Genomic DNA, 17034 nt, shown 5'->3' on the forward strand with positions numbered 1-17034 from the left:
ACATGAAGCAGGGCATGGGCCTGCCCGGGAGCGGAGGTGAGCGTTCATACGATTACCTCGCCCGCACCGATACCTCGCACGGCGTCTTGCGATGGTGCAGGGGATGCCCGCGCGGATCGCTGCCGTCCGGCGCTAGCCCCTGTAAGCAAAGGGGGCGGGGCAACCTGGCGCGACCTTTGCTTTGTTCGGCAGCGTGGGGATGAGTCGCGTCTTTCGTGCTGACGCAGCGCTCGATACACAGGAGTTTCACCAAGGCGAACTAGGGTTCCGGTCCACATGCCGCGTGGATGACTGGTCCGAGAGTTTTCCGGCTTCATGGAGGGGGTCACACGGCGGGATAAAAGCCCGGGAGACGCGAAGTCATCCCGGGTTTTATTTTTCCGTAGGAGCACCGCCATGATGTCCAGAGCCTTATTGCGCAAGACCCTGCTGTGCCTCGGTCTCGGGGTTTCCACCAGCCTGTCGCCGCTCGCTTCGCATGCCGTGGAAAAGATCAGGCTGGCCAGCACCATCTGGGCCGGCTACGGCCCGCTGTACGTCGCCGACAAGCTCGACCTGTACAAGGAGCACGGGCTGAAGGTCGAGTTGCAGTTCTTCAGTGACCCCGGCCTGGTCGTCCCCGCGCTGGCCAGCAAGGCGGTGGATGGCGCGACCCTGACCTACGATCAGGTGATCGGCGCGGTGGCCAAGGGCCACAAGCACAAGGTGGTGATGCCCATCGACTACTCCAACGGTGGTGATGCCGTGGTCGCGCAGAAGGGCATCGCCAGCATCCGCGAACTGGCGGGCAAGAAGGTCGGCTATGCCCCGCTGTCGCCGCCGGAGTTCCTCCTCAGCTATGCACTGAAAAGCAATGGCATGAGCGAGAAGGATATCCAGGCCATCAACATCAACCCCGATGCGGTGCCTGGCGCCATGGCTTCGGGCAGCCTGGCCGCGGGGGTGACCTGGGAGCCGAATGTTTCCCGGGTCGTGGCCATGGGCGGTGGCGAGCGCTATCACGTGCTCTATTCGTCCAAGGACGCGCCGGGGCTGATCACCGATGTGCTGGTGTTCGACGAAGCGCTGGTCGCCAAGCGTGGCAAGGCCATCGAGGCGCTGATCAAGGGTTACCTGGCCGGCCTGGAATATATGCACACGCATCCCGAACAGTCGGCGGCCATCGTCGCCGAGGTGCTGGGCGTTTCCGCGCAGGAAGCCACGGAGCAGATGCAGGGCGTCTACAACATGCCGCTGGCGGAAATGGGGCTCAACTTCGAGGAAAGCGACGCCACCACCTCCTTCTACGGCAGCGGCAGGGTGATCGCCGAGCTGATGCTCGAAAGCGGGCAGATACCGGCATTACCGGATATCGGCAGCACCTTCGACTCGCGCTTTATCGACGCATTGACCCAATAAGCCGCGCTGGAGGACTGTCATGGCCCTGTTCCGATACCCCGATGGCAAGCTGCCCAATACCCTGGCGATGAGCTATGCCGTCATCACCTATGGCGGCGGGCTGGCACTGTTGCTGTCGCCCTACCTGGCACTGAACCTGCTGGGCACGCTGTTGCTGGCCCACGGCATGATCATCGCCGCTTTCCTGATCCATGAGTTCGCCCATGGCACGATCTTCGCCAGCGCCAAGGCCAACGAGTGGGTCGGCGAGTTCTTCGGCTGGATGACCGGGTCCTGCTACCAGGACTTCCAGACCATGCGTAAGAAACACATGCGCCATCATGTGGACAATGCCGATGTCATCAGCTTCGATCCCCGGCGTTTCCTGCTGCGGCGCCCGCGCTGGGTACAGAAGCTGGTGCTGGCGCTGGAGTGGGCGCACATCCCGGCGGTGGACCTGATGATCCACTACATGGTCATGCTGATGCCGTTCTTCAGCGACGAGCCCAGCCATCGCGCCCGGCGCGGCAAGGTACTGAAGATATTCGTCGTGCGCAGCGCGTTGTTCGCCCTGCTCGGCTGGCTTTCGCCGCTGGCGCTGGGGCTCTACGCCCTGGCCTGGATGCTGATGGTCTGCGTGCTGCGCCTGGCCGACATGCACCAGCACACCTACGAGCCGATCGAGCAACTGACCGATGGCAAGCTGGAACTGCCGCACAAGGGCGACCGCGACTACGAGCAGGGCAACACGTTCAGCAACCTGATCTCCACACGCTGGCCGGCCCTCAACCTGCTGCTGCTCAATTTCAGCTACCACAATGCCCATCACGACAAGCCGGTGGCGCCCTGGTACCGCCTGCCGGCCCTGCATGGGCAACTGTTCGGCGCGGATTACCGGCAGGTCATCCCGATGCGCGAGCTGATCGGCAACTACCACCGTTATCGCCTGCACCGCGTGTTCAGCGAAGACTACGGTGCCCCGCAGGAGGGAGCGCAACGTACGGCGCAGTTCTATGGCGCGGTCGGTCTTTCCTTCCTGGCGGTGTTGTGAGGTTAGAGACATGAACACTGGCTCTCATTCCCAGCCCGTTCCCGAGCGCTACCGAGGCGTCTGGCAACGCACGCTGCTGCGTACTTCCGATGGTCGGGAAGACCGCGAGACACCGGTGTTCTGGTTGCAGACCGAGGTGCTGCATGGCGATCTGCGGATTCCCCAGCCGCCCTCGCGGGACTGGCGCTCGCGTTGCGAGATCGTTGCCTTTGCCGGCATTACCCGGGTCGCGGGCGAGCGCTGCCAGTGGCACCGGCTGCTGGACTACCAGCCCCCTGGCGCGGCGGATATCGGCCATATGCATTTCGTCGGCAGCGATGAAGTGCATGAAACGGCCCTGGACGGCAGTTACCTGGAAATCTGGCGGCGCCTGCCGGATTCGCGGCAGGGCCAGCAGGCGCTATGGCTGAGCGCGGGGGCGCGGCAGGCCTGCCTGTTGCGGGCCGGCGACTGGTTCCTGTTCGCGGCGGACCGGTGCGCCGCGCTGGCGGGTAGCCGCCCCTTGAGCATGCGACTGGAAAGCCTGGACGAGGCCGGTCGCGAGACGCTGCTGGGCTGCGAGTTTTCCCTTGGCCGTATCCGGGGCGCCGGCCAGCCCTGGGAGATCATCCATTCCAGCCTGCCAGGCCGCAGCGGCCGGGCATTGCTGGTGTCTGGCGAAAGCGACCTGTCGGCTATCGGCGAGCACCTGCTGGCCGGGCTCGGGGCACTGCCCCCGCAAAGCGGCTGGCGCCTCGCGCCATTGCCGCGACTGGCTGAGGAGGACTGACCATGAATGCCATCGTTTCCCAGGTCGCCGAGGTTCCAGCGACCGCAGCGCCGCAGCGCAACCGTTGGTGGCGTATCCGCGGCGAACTGTCCGCGCGCCAGGTGGGCTGGCTGGCGGTCTGCGGCCTGAGCGTCCCGCTGCTGTTGTGGTGGCTGTGCACCAGCGTGCTGGGGCTGGCCGATCCGCTGTTCATGCCGACGCCCGAAGATGTGCTGCGGCGTATCGGACACTGGGCGCTGGAAGGCTCGCTGCTGGCGGATGCCGCCATCAGCATCTACCGGGTCATGGCCGGCTTCGGCCTGGCGGCGCTGTTCGCCTTGCCCCTGGGGCTCTACCTGGGCACCTACAAGCCGGTGCAGGCGCTGCTGGAGCCGTTGCTGGACTTCATCCGCTATATGCCGGCGGTGGCCTTCATCCCGCTGATCATGCTCTGGGTCGGTATCGACGAGGGCTCCAAGGTGCTGATCATCTTCATCGGCACCTTCTTCCAGATGACGCTGATGGTGGCCGAGGACGTGCGCCGGGTGCCGATGGCGCAGATCGAGGCGGCCCAGACCATGGGCGCCAGCCGCGGGGAAATCGTCCAGTTGGTGATCTGGCGTTCGGCCGGTCCGGCACTGTGGGACACCCTGCGCATCACCTGCGGCTGGGCCTGGACCTACCTGGTGGTGGCCGAACTGGTGGCCGCCAGCTCCGGCCTGGGCTACGCCATCCTGCGCGCCCAGCGCTACATGCAGATCGACACGATCTTCGCCGGCATCCTGCTGATCGGCCTGATCGGCTTGCTGACCGACCAGTTGTTCCGCTGGGTCGGACGCCGCGCCTTCCACTGGCAGAAGAGGTGAATCATGGCCGCACCCATCAGTATCCGAAGCCTGGGCAAGTCGTTCCATGGCCGTGGGCAGAGCATCGAGGCATTGCGCGGTATCGACCTGGAAATCGCCGATAACGAATTCATCACCTTCGTCGGTGCTTCCGGCTGCGGCAAGTCCACCCTGTTGCGCATCATCGCCGGCCTGGAGAGCCACAGCAGCGGCCAACTGCAACTCGACGGGCAACCGATCGAGGGGCCGGGGCGCGAGCGGGCCATGGTGTTCCAGCACTACAGCCTCTACCCCTGGCTGACCGTGATGCAGAACATCAAGTTCTCGCGGCGGCTCAAGGTGGTCGCCGACACCGTGCGCCACGATGGCGACATCGAGACGGCGGACGGCAGGGCCTGCGCGCTGCTCGCCCTGATGGGCCTGGAGCCCTTTGCCGATGCCTATCCCAGCCAGCTTTCCGGTGGCATGCAGCAGCGCGTGGCGATCGCCCGGGCGCTGATGGGCAAGCCGGACATCCTGTTGATGGACGAGCCGTTCGGCGCCCTGGACGCACAGACCCGCGAGGTCATGCACGACCTGATCCGCCATGTCCACCGGCTGGAGAAGAGCACCATCGTTTTCGTCACCCACGATGTGGAGGAGGCCATCTACCTCGGCACGCGCGTCGTGCTGATGGCCCCGCGCCCGGGGCGTATCGACAGCCAGTACCCGGTGCCGCTGCCCGCCGAGCGGCACCAGGATATGAAGCTTTCCCCGGAATTCCTGGCGCTCAAGCGCGACATCCTCGCACGCATCCGGGAAACCTCGGGCATGCGCTCGGAGCTGGAGATGCTCGAGAAGCTCTCCGCCGGTATGCGGGAATGAGCGGGGCGCCCGATTCAAGAAGAATGTCAGGCCGGTGCTCCAGGCCGGCAGAGGTGCAATGATGAGCAAGTGGCAATGTATCGTGTGTGGCTTCATCTATGACGAGGCGCTCGGCCTGCCGGACGAGGGCATCGCTCCGGGCACGCGCTGGGAGGATGTGCCGCCGGACTGGCTGTGCCCCGATTGCGGGGTCGGCAAGGACGACTTCGAAATGATCCGGCTGGATTGAGCGGGTGCCCGATGAATGAACCTCTGGTAATTGTCGGCACCGGTCTGGCCGGCTATACCCTGGCGCGTGAATTCCGCAAGCTGGACGAAACGACGCCGCTGATCCTGATCAGCGCCGACGATGGCGAGTTCTATTCCAAGCCGGTGCTCTCCACGGGCTTCGGCAAGGGCAAGGATGCCGATGCCCTGGTCACTGCCAGCGCGGAGCGGATGGCCGGGCAGTTGGGCGCGCAGGTGCTGGTCCGCCGCGAGGTCACGCGCCTGGAACCGCAGGCCAGGCGTATCTGGCTCGGTGACCAGGCGCTGGATTACCGCGATCTGGTCCTGGCCCTGGGCGCACAGCCGCTGGCTGCACCGGTCGGCGGCGAGGCCGGGGACGCGATTTTCGCGGTGAACGACCTGGACGATTATCGCCGTTTGCAACAGGCCATCCGTGGGCCTTCGCGCATCCTGATCATGGGTGCGGGGCTGATCGGTTGCGAGTTCGCCAACGACCTGGCCTCGGCCGGGCACCGGGTCGAGGTGGTATCGCCTTCGCGCCATCTCATGCCGGGCCTGCTGCCGGAGGAAGTGGCGGGTGCCGTGCAGGGGGCGCTGGAAGATCTTGGGGTGCGCTTCCACTTCGGCGCCGTGCTGGAATACCTGCAACGCCAGGGGGATGGGTTGCAGGCACGCCTGTCCGATGGCCGCAGCCTGGCCTGCGACCTGGTGCTCAGCGCGGTGGGGCTGCGCCCGCGTACCGGGCTGGCCCAGGCCGCGAGGCTGGCGGTGGCCAGGGGCATCGTGGTGGACCGCTGGCTGCGTGCCTCGCAGCCGAACATCCATGCGCTGGGCGACTGTGCCGAGGTGGATGGGCACAGTCTGCTCTATGTGATGCCGCTGATGAGCGCGGCGCGCGCGCTGGCGCGGACCCTGGCCGGAGAGCCGACCGCCGTGAGCTATGGCGTCATGCCGGTCACGGTGAAAACGCCCGCCTGTTCCCTGATTGTCGCGCCGCCCGCCAGTGGTGCGGCGGGGCAGTGGCAGGTGGAAGGAAGCGGTACCGATAGGCGGGCGCTCTATCTCGATGGTGAAGGGCGCCTGCTCGGCTACGCGCTGGCCGGCCAGGCCACGCAGGAGCGGCAGGCGCTGAGCCGGCAATTGCCGCCGCTCATGGCGGATTGAGCGGGTTTATATTCGACCATGGCATCAGGGTCTGGCGCGACCGTCTGCGGCGTGCCATCCTCAGGATGTCCAGGGTGGTCAACGCCCGCCGTGGCGCCTTCAATGCCGCTGTTCGCCAGCGGTAGACACAACAACAAGAATGTCTCAGAGGCTATACATCCATGCGTAAACCGGAACTCGCGGCGCTTATCGCCGAAAAGATCGATTTGAACAGGGATCAGGCCAACCGCGTCCTGAACTCCATCCTCGATGAAATTACCCAGGCCTTGGGCCGCAAGGACAGCGTGACCCTGGTGGGGTTCGGTACCTTTGTGCCGCGCCACCGGGGCGCGCGCACCGGCAAGAATCCCCAGACGGGTGAGCCGGTGACCATCAGGGCGAGCAATACGGTGGCTTTCAAGCCCGGCAAGCTGTTCAAGGATGCGCTAGGCTGAAGCGTCGCGCCCGGGGCGGCATGCCCCGGGCCACTACATAGCGAGGGCTCGCATGAAATTCCGTTTTCTTCTGTGGATACTGGGTCGCCTGCTGGCCAGGGCGAGCCGGAACAACCCCGAACTGCAACAGGAACTGGCCGGCAAGGACCTGAGCTTCGAGCTGTACACCCTCGACGGCAAGGTGGCCCGCCATTTCATCGTCAAGGACCAGCGCATCGGCAGCCATGCCGGCAAGGCTGCCGATCCCGCGTTTTCCCTTGGCTTCCGCGATGCATCCTACGGTTTCGCCACCCTGCAGGCGAAGAACAAGCAACAGGCGTTCATGCAGGGTATCCAGGACCAGCACATCAAGGTCAATGGCAACCCGGCGCTGGTGCTGTGGTTCCAGGGCCTGACGCGTTACCTGAAAAAACGCTGAAACCGGACGCGAGGTCCGGTTCCGAGGCTGCCTCCTTCGTGCTCATGCACCCTGTGTCGGTGCCAGGATCAATAGCAGCGCCTGGGCGTGCTCGGCGGCATCGCGGCCAAGGCTGGTCAGGTAGCCACCATCGGCTTGGGTCGTCAGGCCCTTCTCGTATAGCCGTTGCGCGGCATCGATCAGGTGGGGCGATGCATCCTTGTGGATTTTCAGGCCCTCCTGGGCGCTGTCCAGGTTGAACAGGCCGAGGATTTCCAGTTCGGCGGTTCTTTCGGGTGTGTAGGTCATGTTCTCTCCTTTCCTTCTTCGTTTTGTTGTTGGAACCATGCTGCTCAATATGTCGGGCGGTTTGCGGGCAAGAGCGGTCGGGGCTTGAAACCCTTGCAGGGCGCGCCGTTTCTTCAAGTATCGCGTGGTTCGGGCAGGTCCGGCAGGTTACGCAGCAGTTTCTCGTAGCGGGCTCCGTCGAAAGGGCGTTTTTCTTCGAGCATCTGGCTGATTTCGTCAGCCAGTACCAGTGCCATCAGGTGCAGGCTTTCCTCGCGTTCGTAGCCCACCAGGGTGAGTTTGTTGAGCACTGCCCGCACGGCGGGTGGCTGGTCAGCCTCCAACTGGTTTTCGAGGGCCTCGACCAGAGTGGCCTGGGCGAACTGTTCATCGTCGTCGTGCGTGTTCATCAGGGGTTCCGTGCGGTTCGTTGGCGGGAGTCTGGCACAGATGGCCAGGGCTGGGCAGTCACTCGCTTCTAGCAGCCTGTCGGACTTTCAGGCAGTTTGAGTAATAATCGCAGCGCTTCGATATAGCGGTATCCCGCATGAGCCGCTTCCGCCCTGTTGATCGCAAGACCCCTTACCTGTTTCCACCGTCGGTGGAAGAGTGGTTGCCGGAAGATCACCTGGCGCGCTTCATCGTCGAAGTGATCGACGGGCTGGATCTGAGCCGGCTCCAGAAGGCTTATGCTGGCCGCGGCGGTGCGGCCTACCATCCAGGGCTACTGCTGTCGCTGCTGGTCTATGGCTATGCCACGGGCGTCTTCTCCAGCCGCAAGATCGAGCGGGACACCTACGATTCGGTGGCTTTTCGTTTCATTGCTGCGAACGATCATCCCGATCACGACACCCTGGCGACCTTGCGCCGCCGCTTCCTGGACGAACTGGCCGGTATTTTCGTCCAGGTGCTGGAAATGGCTCAGGAAATGAAGCTCCTGAAGCTGGGCACTGTCAGTCTGGACGGCACCAAGATTCACGCCAATGCCTCGCGCCATAGCGCCTTGTCTCATGGACATATCGAGAAGAACGAAGCCCATCTGAAAGCCCAGGTGCAAGAGCTGCTTGCCCTGGCCGAACAGGCGGATCAGTCGAACGTACCGGCTGGGGTCAGTCTGCCGGAAGAGATCAAGCGCCGAGAGCAAAGGCTCAAGGCAATGGAAGCGGCCAAGGCGAATATCGAAGCGCGGGCGAAAAGGCGAATATCGAGCCCCTGATCGCCGTGACGAGAGAGGCCCGACAAGGTGATTGGAGAGAGCGATTCACAGAGCCCGAAGCGATCGCTGAAGACGCTACACCGGTGGAGCGAATGAAGCATCGGCTGAAAACGAAAGTGGGTCGAGCGTCTTATGCGTTGCGCAAACAGACGGTGGAACCGGTGTTCGGGATCATCAAGTCGGTGCTGGGCTTTCGGCAGTTCTCGCTGCGCGGTCTGGAATCGGTCACAAGGGAATGGCAACTGGTTTGCCTGGCATGGAATCTGAGGAGAATCGCCTCATTACGCCTTGGCGCGTGAGCAAAGCAGCGTGCGGACCATGGGCGGGCAATGACGGGCCCCATCGCCCAGATGTTGAAGAGTGAGCCTGCCTGCGCTGCCCCATGTCGTGGCGTGAAAAACGCCACCCTTTGCCATGATTAGGCCGCAGGCGACTTCAAGTCCGACAGGCTGCTAGGATACAAGGAGTCTCACCCGACGCTGACGGATATCTTCCATGCTGAAGCTCCACGGTTTTGCCCTGAGCAACTACTACAACATGGTCAAGCTGGCGCTGCTGGAGAAGGCCCTGCCGTTCGAGGAAGTCAATGTGCTGACGGCTCCTCCAGCCGGATTCAAGGCCATCAGCCCGCGCCGGAAGGTGCCGATATTGGAAACGGAGCAGGGTTTTCTCACGGAAACCTCGGCGATCCTCGAATACCTGGAGGACAGCCAGGGCGGCCCGCCGCTCTTGCCGGACAATGCGTTCGAACGTGCGCAAGTGCGCTCCCTGGCGCGCACCATCGAGCTTTACCTGGAACTGCCGGCCCGCAGTTGTTACCCGGAGGTGTTCTTCGGCGGCCAGGTCGAGGGTGCCGTCAAGGCGGTCGCGCGCAACGAGTTGCAGAGCGGTATCTCGGCGCTCAGGCGCCAGGCCCGTTTCGCTCCTTTCGTGGCGGGCGAGCATTTCACCCTGGCGGATATCTACCTGCTGTACAGCCTGCCGCTGGCGGCCCATGTGGCGGATAAGCTGTTCGCTCTGGACCTGTTGCAGGACCTGCCCGAAGCGCGGGCGTTGTTGCAGCGCCTTGGCGAGAACCCCAATGTGCGGCGTATTGCCGCCGAGCGCGAAGCCTCGCGGGAAGCCACGGTGGCACTGATGAAAGCGAAGCTGGCTGCGCGCTGAGCACCCAGGATCGGCGCTGCTATCTCCAATGGGCGCCTCCCCCGCGTTTTCGCCGCGCAAGCAGATGTGCGACTGGATTGGCAATCAAGTCTGTGATTGCCGTGCACCGCTGGTGGAGTCCTGGTGGCCATGGTACCGCGAACCCGAGGCGATCATGGAAAGAGCCCGCAGTGCTGTGCCACCCTAATTCGTAAGGCTTCCGGTTTCACAGGCTGTTTCCTTCAGGCGCCGCCGATGGTGGCTGTGCGGATGCCAGGTGGCGGGGCGGGGCCTTCGCCGCCAGGGATGGCGGCGAAGAGCTACAGGGATGTATTCACGCGTGCCCCGTCCCGCCACCTGGCATCCGCACAGGGGCGATGAGCCCGAGATCACGCTACGACCCCATAGCCAGACACACTATTGCCAATCCAGTCGCACTATCCCGCCCCCTGAAGCAGGACAAATGCCTGCCCGGGAGAGGAGATGAAGGCCATTCCTGAAGGATGCCGCTTAGCTTCGGGCGAGGCGTTGCAGCGCTTCGCCGGTCAGGCGATAGCCTACCCATTCGTCTTGCGGCCGGGCGCCGAGGGACTGGTAGAAGTCGATGGCCGGCTGGTTCCAGTCCAGTACCGACCACTCGAAACGGCCACAGCCCTCGCTCACCGCCAGGCGCGACAGGTATTGCAGGGTGGCCTTGCCCGCACCGGCGCCGCGTGATTCCGGCGAGATATAGAGGTCTTCCAGGTACAACCCCTTGCAGCCGAGCCAGGTCGAGTAGTTGTAGAAATACACCGCATAACCGATCGGCTGGCCGTCGTGTTCGACGATCAGGGCGCTGGCCGGGCCATCCGCGGCGAACAGCGTGGCCTGCAGGCCGGCCACGTCGGTCTTCACTTCATGCTCGGCCTTTTCATAGATCGCCAGGTCGGTGATGAAGCGCAGGATCAATGGCGCATCGGCGGAGGTGGCGGGGCGGATCGAGATGGACATTGCGGCTCCTTGTGGGTTGGACGGCCTATTCTTGCCTATCCGCTGGGACGGTAGGCAAGAAATCCAGTGGCCATGGCTGGAGCGATGTGGAAACGGCCTCCAGCAATTTCTTGAAACGCAAAGATGCCCGGTTCGGTTTTGCTCGTATTACCGAACCGGTAACGTGGGGAACGGTCATTCCGTCATATCCCCCTGCCGAAGGAGCTCGCTCATGTTCACACGTCGAAGCTTTCTTGCCGCCAGTGCGACCGCTGCCGCGCTGTATTCCATGCCTGGTGCCTTTGCCCAGAGCCGTTCATCCACGACAGCCCTGCTGAGTCGGGCCATTCCCTCCAGTGGGGAGCGATTGCCGGTGATCGGTGCCGGTACTTCCGGCAGCTTCGAGGTGTCGGTCGGCTCGGCGCAGTACGAGCAGCTCAAGCAGGTGCTGAAGATATTTTTCGACAGTGGCGCACGGGTCTTCGATACCGCGCCCAACTATGGCCCGGCGGACGATGTGCTGGGACGCTTGCTGGAAGAGGGCGGCTGGCGCGACAGCACCTTCCTGGCCACCAAGATCGCCGCCGACAGCCGGGCCGACGCCGAGGCGCAATGGGCCGAGTCGCTGCGCCGGCTGCGCACCGACAAGGTCGAGCTGCTGCAGGTGCACAACCTGCGCGACTGGCAGCACCAGTTGCCCTATGCCCGCGAGTTGCAGCAACAGGGCAAGACCCGCTACGTCGGTGTCACCCACTATATCGACAGCGGCCTGCCGGAGCTGGAGCGGATACTGCGCAGCGAAAAGCTCGACTTCATCCAGATCCACTATTCGGTGAATTCCCCGGCGGCGGCCCGCACCGTCCTGCCGCTGGCCCAGGACAAGGGCGTCGCGGTGCTGATCAACCGCGCCTTCGACGACGGACGGCTGTTCGCCAGGGTCAAGGACCAGCCATTGCCGGCCTGGGCGCAGGAGGCCGGTATCGGCAGTTGGGCGCAGTTGTTCCTCAAGTTCGCCATCAGCCATCCTGCCGTTACCAGCGTGATCCCGGCCACCGGACGCCCGGACCGGCAACTCGACCAGCTCGAAGCCGGGCGTGGTGAATTGCTGACCTCGCAGCAACAGGAGGCGCTGATCCGCCAATTCTCCTGAGGGGCGCAGATGAACGGCCTCTCGTCGCGGCTGGCCCGCGAGTTCGTCATGGCGCACCGCCCCAGCTCGGTGATCCAGCGCGCGGCGAGTGTCGAGGAGGTGGCAACATGGTCGTCTATGTCTGTTCGAAACAGGCTTCGGCGATGTCCGGCAGCGGTGCTGCGGGTCGATGGCGGGGTAATCGGCGATATCGTCTGGCGGTCCGGCCGCGATTGGCGGCCGGGCCTGTTCAACGGCATGGCAGTTGGCGCTTCTCGTCTGCGGTCGCGCCAGGGGCCGGCGAGGCTTCGACGGGCCCCAGCCATTTCAGGACATTGTCGGGGCTCAGGGGGCGGGAGAACAGGTAGCCCTGGAGTACCGGGAGCGGTACTGGCCGAGCAGGGTGCGTTGCTCCTGGGTCTCGATACCTTCGGCGACCACCGTCATGCCCAGGTTGTGACCGAGCCCGACCATGGCCACGATCAGCGATTGCAGGCGGCTTTCCTCTACGCAGCGCTCGACGAAGCTGCGATCGATCTTGATCTCTGTCACGGGCAGGTTGGCGAGGCGGGACAGGCTGGAGAAGCCGGTGCCGAAGTCGTCGACCGACAGCCCGCATCCCAGTGCACGAATGCGCTGTACGACTTCCAGCATTTCCGTTGTCAGCGTCATGCTGGTGCTTTCGGTGATCTCGATGGTCAGCCGGTGCCCGGGCAGGGCGAACTCATCCAGCCGGGCGGCGATGTAGCCGGGCAGGTCGCGGTTCTGGAAGTTGATCGGCGACAGGTTGACCGAAACCCTCGGCAGCGCTGCGCCGGCCTCGCGCCATTGCGCCATCTGCCGGCAGGCTTCGCGCAGGCTCCACTGGCCGATGGCTTCGGTCTGGCCGGTTTCCTCGGCCACGGTGATGAAGCTCGACGGCGGCACGTCGCCGAGTTCGTCGTCCTGCCAGCGCGCCAGGGCTTCCAGGCCATGCCGCGCACCGCTGGCGGCGGAAATTCCGGCGCTGGCGCTGGCCGACTCCTCGGCGCTGCCGCGCCCGCGGACGACGCTGCGGTTGATTTCCTCGGCCACCGTCGGCTGTTGTTCGGCGGCGTTGGCGATCAGTTTGCTCATCTGCCGGATGTCGGTAACCTGCCGGGTGATGGCCGCCCGCTCGGTTTCCACCGTCGCGGCGATGAACGTACAGGCTGTCTGCTGGCTGATTCTCACGGTGCGTGGCAAGGGTTACCTGCTGGCGGCCGAGGTGACCTCTGGCCGACGCGGAGTCACGGCCTCTTAAGATGCAGGCTTTTCCACATCTCCGTTCCGAAGTGTTTTCGTAGCCTGGGTTGAGCGCAGCGATACCCAGGGCATGTACTCGATGGGGATCGCTGCGCTCGAGCCATCGACCGAAAAGCGCTGGAGGCTTGGCTGGATTCTCTCGGCACCTGACGATATGCGTAGCGCATCCTCGATGGCTTGAAGCTTGAAGCTGCCCCTACGCCCAGCCGAATACGGCACAACTATTGCGATAGCTGGCCTCGGCCAGTTCCTCGGGTGCGATGCCCTTGATCGCCGCCAGCATCCTGCAGATTTCCGGTAGGTTCTCGGGGCTGTTGCGCTGTCCGGCGTGGCCGGCTGGCGGCATGTCCGGGGCATCGGTTTCCAGCACCATGGCCTCCAGCGGCAACTGCCTCAGCACCCGCCGCATGCGCTGTGCCTGCGGCCAGGTGCCGGCGCCGCCGAGGCCCAGGCGAAAGCCCAGGCGCAGGTATTCGCGGGCTTCCTCCCAACTGCCGCTGAAGGCATGCACGATACCGCCGCGCGGCAGGCGCTGGCGCTTGAGCGTGGCGATCATCGCCGCGTGGGCGCGGCGCACATGCAGCAGCACCGGCAACTCGAACTCGACGGCCAGCCGCAACTGGGCATCCAGCAACTGCGCCTGCCGCTCGCGGTCCAGCCATTCCAGGTAGTGATCCAGGCCGATCTCGCCAATGGCACAGAGCTTGTCCTCGCCACGCAGGCGCTCCAGCCAGCCGTGCAGCCGTACCAGGTGCTCGGGCCGGTGCTCCGCCAGGTAGACCGGGTGCATGCCCAGCGCGGCATGCACCTGTGGTTGTTCGCAGGCCAGCCGCCATACGCGCTGCCAGTTCGACTCCCGTACCCCGAGCACCACCAGCCGTTCGACGCCCAACGCGGCGCAGCGCTGGAGCACCTGCTCGCGATCCGGGTCGAAATCTTCGAAGTCGAGGTGGGTATGGGTGTCTATCAGGCGCACTGGCGAATCCGTGAGCTGGGACCGGACGGCTGTTGCTTGCAGCTTGCAGCTTGCAGCCTGTAGCTGCAATAGCCCGTGGATTACCGTACCCTGCGACGAGCGACTGGTCAGAAAGGAATTGCGAACTGCCGATGAAAACGCCGAAACGTCTGGAGCCTCTGATCGAGGACGGTCTGATCGATGAAGTGCTGCGCCCGCTGATGAGCGGCAAGGAAGCAGCGGTATATGTGGTCAGGTGTGGCGATGAGCTGCGTTGCGCCAAGGTCTACAAGGAGGCCAATAAACGTAGTTTCCGCCAGGCGGTGAAGTACCAGGAGGGGCGCAAGGTCCGTAACAGCCGCGATGCGCGGGCCATGCTCAAGGGTTCCAGGCATGGCCGCAAGGAACAGGAGGACTCCTGGCAGAACGCCGAGGTGGCGGCGCTGTTCCGCCTGGCGGATGCCGGTGTGCGCGTGCCCAAGCCCTACGACTTTCTCGATGGCGTGCTGCTGATGGAGATGATCGCCGGCGAGGATGGCGATGCGGCGCCGCGCCTCAACGATGTCGACCTGCACCCCGATGATGCGCGGGAATTCCATGCCTTCATGATCGGCGAGATCGTCAAGATGCTCTGTGCCGGCCTGGTGCATGGCGACCTGTCCGAGTTCAATGTGTTGCTCGACCCCGATGGCCCGGTGATCATCGACCTGCCACAGGCCGTGGATGCCGCCGGTAACAATCACGCCTTCGAAATGCTCGAGCGGGATGTCGGCAATATGTCCGCCTACTTCGGTCAGTTCGCCCCCGAGCTGAACTACACCCGCTTCGCCAAGGAAATGTGGGCACTCTACGAGGAAGGCAAACTCACGCCGCAGAGCCAACTGACCGGCGAGTTCGCCGAGGCCGAGGAAAAGGCCGATCTGGACGCCGTGATGCGCGAGATCAAGGCCACCCTGGCCGAGCAGGCACGCCGGGAAGCCGCACGCAAGGACGATGGCGACGAAGGAGAAGTGACACCGCCCTGGATGCAGTGACGACGCCGGCCTGGATCAATGCGCGGAAGCGTTCTTATCCAGGAGCGGCCACAGGCGGCAGGCCATGCGTTTCAACGTCTTGGGATAAAGGTGCAGGCTCCTTCATTACTCATGCTGTCGACGCAAGTGTTCGCCCAAATCCTGAGCGGATTCGTAGGATGGGTATCGCTACGCTCAACCCAGGCTACGAGAAAGCGTCGGGACTGAGACGTTGAAAGACAGGCTTCTTATTGGAAGTTGCGATAGTAATATTTATCGTTCAATCATGTATGCCATGAAACTTCGAGAACGGTTGTCGCTTGCGTATCGGTAGTATTATCTGCGGTAATGAAACTCTATTTTAGAATGGCTTGCATCAACTGCGTTAATTGCCGGTTTTATTGCCGTAAAGTTGATTAATACTTGACTTGCAAGTTGTCCAAGTGGATGCTTGGCGCCATTCAATTAGGGCGCCACTGCAAGGGGAATCACATGCAAGGGCAAGCACAAGTCATCGACTACCTGAAAGAGCTGCTGCGTGGCGAACTGGCCGCACGCGACCAGTACTTCCTGCACTCGCGCATGTACCAGGACTGGGGCTTCGACAAGCTCTTCACCCGTCTCGACCACGAGATGCAGGAAGAAACCCAGCACGCCGATGCCCTGCTGCAGCGCATCCTGTTCCTGGAAGGCACCCCGGACATGAGCCCGGAACCGATCAACCCGGGCACCGACGTACCCTCCATGCTGCGCAGCGACCTGGCGCTGGAGTACAAGGTGCGCGCAGCGCTGGCCAAGGGCATCGCCCTGGCCGAACAACTGGGCGACTACCAGACCCGCGATATTCTCAGGGTGCAGTTGCAGGACACCGAGGAAGACCATGCCTACTGGCTGGAAAAGCAACTGGGCCTGATCGACCGTATCGGCCTGCAGAACTACCTGCAGTCCCAGGCGCAGGGCGTCTGAACGAGCAACACACGGCAACGAGCATATAAAGAGCATATAAAGAGCGGGCCAACGAGCCTGCCTGCAAGCAGCAAGGGTCAAAACCGTGACCTGAGGCGTATCGACGGCAGGGAGTACCGGAGAGGCGCAAGGGATGGCAGCGCCATCCCGCATTATCGAAGAGCCGGTGGGCGACAGCGTTGCCACACTTGCCGGGGAACAAGCCAGGGATCGTGATCTGGCCTGCAGCGACAAACAAGAGGCCCACTCTTCGGAGTGGGCCTCTTGCTTTTACTGGCAGGCAGTTGAAAAACTACCTGCGTTGCCATCGCGGCGTTAAAACAGCCTCACAGCCAAAGGCTGAACGTGCTTCAGCGCGGCCCCGAAGGGGTGAGCGAAGCGAATCAAATGCTCATTTACAACGGGTAAACTGCGCTTTTGACTCACTGCGTTCGCTGCGGGCCAGCCTGCGTCTGTTACTCCGCTGCCGCTACGTTTCGCCTGTTTTTGCCTTGCGCTGGCTGCCTCGCCAACTTCCAACGGCCTGCTAGAACGAATACTTCAATGACAGTATTGCGTTTCTTGGTTCACCGTAGACGCCGTTTTCGGTTAATGAGGCGTAGTATTTCCTGTCGAGCAGGTTATTGATATTCAGGCTGGCGGAAAGTTGCTGGTTGATGTCGTAACGTGCCATCGCATTGACCAGCACATAGCTGCTCTGCACGGGGTAGCCGCTACCTTCGTAGCCATATTGGCTTTTCCAGTCGAAGCCGCCGCCCAGGGTGAGTTTTTCCAGGTCGCCGGAGAGGCGGTAGGTTGTGAAACCTTTCACGTTATGCCGTGGAATCCTGCTCATGGGTAAGCGATCCACGAAGCACATCTACCTCATGATGAGATAACCCTCTACCGTTATACCTGCAGTGAGCAGTTCCATGGCAGCAAGGCTTCATAGTCTTCCACCGTCGAGGCCTGGGGCAGGTGTTC

At 63.3% G+C, this 17034-nt stretch carries 19 protein-coding genes, 2 pseudogenes and 1 riboswitch; of the genes and pseudogenes, 15 read left to right on the forward strand and 6 right to left on the reverse strand.

Annotation, left to right across the window (positions count from 1 at the left end; translation table 11 throughout):
* Window positions 1–248 precede the first annotated feature (248 nt).
* Window positions 249–354, forward strand: a riboswitch (guanidine-I (ykkC/yxkD leader).
* 42 nt (window positions 355–396) lie between these two features.
* The 9 genes from DNJ95_RS04525 (at window position 397) to DNJ95_RS04565 (ending at window position 7129) form a co-directional block, all read left to right on the forward strand.
* Window positions 397–1398: an ABC transporter substrate-binding protein gene (locus tag DNJ95_RS04525; protein ID WP_131183527.1), complete on the forward strand. Its 1002-nt coding sequence runs from the start codon at window positions 397–399 to the stop codon at window positions 1396–1398.
* A gap of 19 nt (window positions 1399–1417) precedes the next feature.
* A complete protein-coding gene (locus tag DNJ95_RS04530; RefSeq protein ID WP_131183528.1) occupies window positions 1418–2428 on the forward strand; it encodes a fatty acid desaturase family protein in 1011 nt (336 codons plus the stop codon).
* Between the two features lie 10 nt (window positions 2429–2438).
* Window positions 2439–3197 (forward strand): hypothetical protein, encoded by a 759-nt coding sequence (locus tag DNJ95_RS04535; RefSeq protein ID WP_131183529.1) that lies wholly within the window; start codon window positions 2439–2441, stop codon window positions 3195–3197.
* 2 nt (window positions 3198–3199) lie between these two features.
* A complete protein-coding gene (locus DNJ95_RS04540; protein WP_131183530.1) occupies window positions 3200–4042 on the forward strand; it encodes an ABC transporter permease in 843 nt (280 codons plus the stop codon).
* A 3-nt stretch (window positions 4043–4045) separates the two neighbouring features.
* On the forward strand, window positions 4046–4885 hold the full coding sequence (locus DNJ95_RS04545; protein ID WP_131183531.1) for an ABC transporter ATP-binding protein: 840 nt from the start codon (window positions 4046–4048) through the stop codon (window positions 4883–4885).
* A gap of 61 nt (window positions 4886–4946) precedes the next feature.
* Entirely contained in the window at window positions 4947–5114 is a 168-nt protein-coding gene (locus DNJ95_RS04550) for a rubredoxin (RefSeq protein ID WP_131183532.1), read from the forward strand.
* A gap of 11 nt (window positions 5115–5125) precedes the next feature.
* Entirely contained in the window at window positions 5126–6277 is a 1152-nt protein-coding gene (locus DNJ95_RS04555) for an FAD-dependent oxidoreductase (RefSeq protein WP_131183533.1), read from the forward strand.
* Window positions 6278–6438: 161 nt separating this feature from the next.
* The gene (locus tag DNJ95_RS04560; protein ID WP_131183534.1) at window positions 6439–6711 is read left to right on the forward strand and encodes an HU family DNA-binding protein; all 273 of its coding nucleotides are present in this window, start codon (window positions 6439–6441) and stop codon (window positions 6709–6711) included.
* A gap of 52 nt (window positions 6712–6763) precedes the next feature.
* Window positions 6764–7129, forward strand: coding sequence for an SCP2 sterol-binding domain-containing protein (locus tag DNJ95_RS04565; protein WP_131183535.1), 366 nt, complete (start codon window positions 6764–6766; stop codon window positions 7127–7129).
* A 42-nt stretch (window positions 7130–7171) separates the two neighbouring features.
* Here the strand turns inward: DNJ95_RS04565 and DNJ95_RS04570 are convergent, their stop codons facing one another.
* Window positions 7172–7417, reverse strand: a complete 246-nt coding sequence (locus DNJ95_RS04570) for a TIGR02647 family protein (protein ID WP_131183536.1) — start codon at window positions 7415–7417, stop codon at window positions 7172–7174.
* A 113-nt stretch (window positions 7418–7530) separates the two neighbouring features.
* On the reverse strand, window positions 7531–7806 hold the full coding sequence (locus DNJ95_RS04575) for a DUF1841 family protein (RefSeq protein WP_131183537.1): 276 nt from the start codon (window positions 7804–7806) through the stop codon (window positions 7531–7533).
* 137 nt (window positions 7807–7943) lie between these two features.
* Here DNJ95_RS04575 and DNJ95_RS04580 point away from each other — a divergent pair.
* Window positions 7944–8911: pseudogene (locus DNJ95_RS04580) on the forward strand (transposase).
* 196 nt (window positions 8912–9107) lie between these two features.
* Complete coding sequence (locus tag DNJ95_RS04585) at window positions 9108–9776, forward strand: glutathione S-transferase family protein (RefSeq protein ID WP_131183538.1); 669 nt, start codon at window positions 9108–9110, stop codon at window positions 9774–9776.
* Between the two features lie 489 nt (window positions 9777–10265).
* On the opposite strand, the gene DNJ95_RS04590 is transcribed toward DNJ95_RS04585, so the two are convergent.
* Window positions 10266–10745, reverse strand: coding sequence for a GNAT family N-acetyltransferase (locus tag DNJ95_RS04590; RefSeq protein WP_131183539.1), 480 nt, complete (start codon window positions 10743–10745; stop codon window positions 10266–10268).
* A gap of 211 nt (window positions 10746–10956) precedes the next feature.
* On the opposite strand from DNJ95_RS04590, the gene DNJ95_RS04595 reads away from it, so the two are divergent.
* Window positions 10957–11874 carry an aldo/keto reductase gene (locus DNJ95_RS04595; RefSeq protein WP_131183540.1) on the forward strand — a complete coding sequence of 306 codons (918 nt, stop codon included), beginning with the start codon at window positions 10957–10959 and terminating at the stop codon, window positions 11872–11874.
* A 30-nt stretch (window positions 11875–11904) separates the two neighbouring features.
* Window positions 11905–12069, forward strand: a pseudogene (locus tag DNJ95_RS19425) (SDR family oxidoreductase); the annotation flags it as partial.
* A 129-nt stretch (window positions 12070–12198) separates the two neighbouring features.
* On the opposite strand, the gene DNJ95_RS04605 reads toward DNJ95_RS19425, so the two are convergent.
* Together DNJ95_RS04605 and DNJ95_RS04610 are read right to left on the reverse strand one after the other, a co-directional pair.
* On the reverse strand, window positions 12199–13077 hold the full coding sequence (locus DNJ95_RS04605; protein WP_242671936.1) for an EAL domain-containing protein: 879 nt from the start codon (window positions 13075–13077) through the stop codon (window positions 12199–12201).
* A 256-nt stretch (window positions 13078–13333) separates the two neighbouring features.
* On the reverse strand, window positions 13334–14113 hold the full coding sequence (locus tag DNJ95_RS04610; RefSeq protein ID WP_131183541.1) for a TatD family hydrolase: 780 nt from the start codon (window positions 14111–14113) through the stop codon (window positions 13334–13336).
* 131 nt (window positions 14114–14244) lie between these two features.
* Here DNJ95_RS04610 and DNJ95_RS04615 point away from each other — a divergent pair, with 131 nt between their 5' ends.
* Both DNJ95_RS04615 and bfr read left to right on the forward strand, forming a co-directional pair.
* On the forward strand, window positions 14245–15126 hold the full coding sequence (locus DNJ95_RS04615; RefSeq protein WP_131183542.1) for a PA4780 family RIO1-like protein kinase: 882 nt from the start codon (window positions 14245–14247) through the stop codon (window positions 15124–15126).
* Between the two features lie 471 nt (window positions 15127–15597).
* Entirely contained in the window at window positions 15598–16071 is a 474-nt protein-coding gene (gene bfr / locus DNJ95_RS04620; protein WP_131183543.1) for a bacterioferritin, read from the forward strand.
* A gap of 526 nt (window positions 16072–16597) precedes the next feature.
* On the opposite strand, the gene DNJ95_RS04625 is transcribed toward bfr, so the two are convergent.
* Window positions 16598–16930, reverse strand: a complete 333-nt coding sequence (locus DNJ95_RS04625) for a TonB-dependent receptor domain-containing protein (RefSeq protein ID WP_131183544.1) — start codon at window positions 16928–16930, stop codon at window positions 16598–16600.
* Window positions 16931–17034 lie beyond the last annotated feature (104 nt).

Origin of the sequence: Stutzerimonas kirkiae (genome assembly GCF_004327335.1) — a bacterium.
In the GTDB taxonomy this organism is placed as follows: Bacteria; Pseudomonadota; Gammaproteobacteria; order Pseudomonadales; family Pseudomonadaceae; genus Stutzerimonas; species Stutzerimonas kirkiae.

Excerpts from the sequence above, each read along its gene's own strand:
- DNJ95_RS04525 (WP_131183527.1), top strand. The coding sequence starts at position 397 with ATGATGTCCAGAGCCTTATTGCGCAAGACCCTGCTGTGCCTCGGTCTC.
- DNJ95_RS04530 (WP_131183528.1), top strand. The coding sequence starts at position 1,418 with ATGGCCCTGTTCCGATACCCCGATGGCAAGCTGCCCAATACCCTGGCG.
- DNJ95_RS04535 (WP_131183529.1), top strand. The coding sequence starts at position 2,439 with ATGAACACTGGCTCTCATTCCCAGCCCGTTCCCGAGCGCTACCGAGGC.
- DNJ95_RS04540 (WP_131183530.1), top strand. The coding sequence starts at position 3,200 with ATGAATGCCATCGTTTCCCAGGTCGCCGAGGTTCCAGCGACCGCAGCG.
- DNJ95_RS04545 (WP_131183531.1), top strand. The coding sequence starts at position 4,046 with ATGGCCGCACCCATCAGTATCCGAAGCCTGGGCAAGTCGTTCCATGGC.
- DNJ95_RS04550 (WP_131183532.1), top strand. The coding sequence starts at position 4,947 with ATGAGCAAGTGGCAATGTATCGTGTGTGGCTTCATCTATGACGAGGCG.
- DNJ95_RS04555 (WP_131183533.1), top strand. The coding sequence starts at position 5,126 with ATGAATGAACCTCTGGTAATTGTCGGCACCGGTCTGGCCGGCTATACC.
- DNJ95_RS04560 (WP_131183534.1), top strand. The coding sequence starts at position 6,439 with ATGCGTAAACCGGAACTCGCGGCGCTTATCGCCGAAAAGATCGATTTG.
- DNJ95_RS04565 (WP_131183535.1), top strand. The coding sequence starts at position 6,764 with ATGAAATTCCGTTTTCTTCTGTGGATACTGGGTCGCCTGCTGGCCAGG.
- DNJ95_RS04570 (WP_131183536.1), bottom strand. The coding sequence starts at position 7,417 with ATGACCTACACACCCGAAAGAACCGCCGAACTGGAAATCCTCGGCCTG.
- DNJ95_RS04575 (WP_131183537.1), bottom strand. The coding sequence starts at position 7,806 with ATGAACACGCACGACGACGATGAACAGTTCGCCCAGGCCACTCTGGTC.
- DNJ95_RS04585 (WP_131183538.1), top strand. The coding sequence starts at position 9,108 with ATGCTGAAGCTCCACGGTTTTGCCCTGAGCAACTACTACAACATGGTC.
- DNJ95_RS04590 (WP_131183539.1), bottom strand. The coding sequence starts at position 10,745 with ATGTCCATCTCGATCCGCCCCGCCACCTCCGCCGATGCGCCATTGATC.
- DNJ95_RS04595 (WP_131183540.1), top strand. The coding sequence starts at position 10,957 with ATGTTCACACGTCGAAGCTTTCTTGCCGCCAGTGCGACCGCTGCCGCG.
- DNJ95_RS04615 (WP_131183542.1), top strand. The coding sequence starts at position 14,245 with ATGAAAACGCCGAAACGTCTGGAGCCTCTGATCGAGGACGGTCTGATC.
- bfr (WP_131183543.1), top strand. The coding sequence starts at position 15,598 with ATGCAAGGGCAAGCACAAGTCATCGACTACCTGAAAGAGCTGCTGCGT.
- DNJ95_RS04625 (WP_131183544.1), bottom strand. The coding sequence starts at position 16,930 with ATGTGCTTCGTGGATCGCTTACCCATGAGCAGGATTCCACGGCATAAC.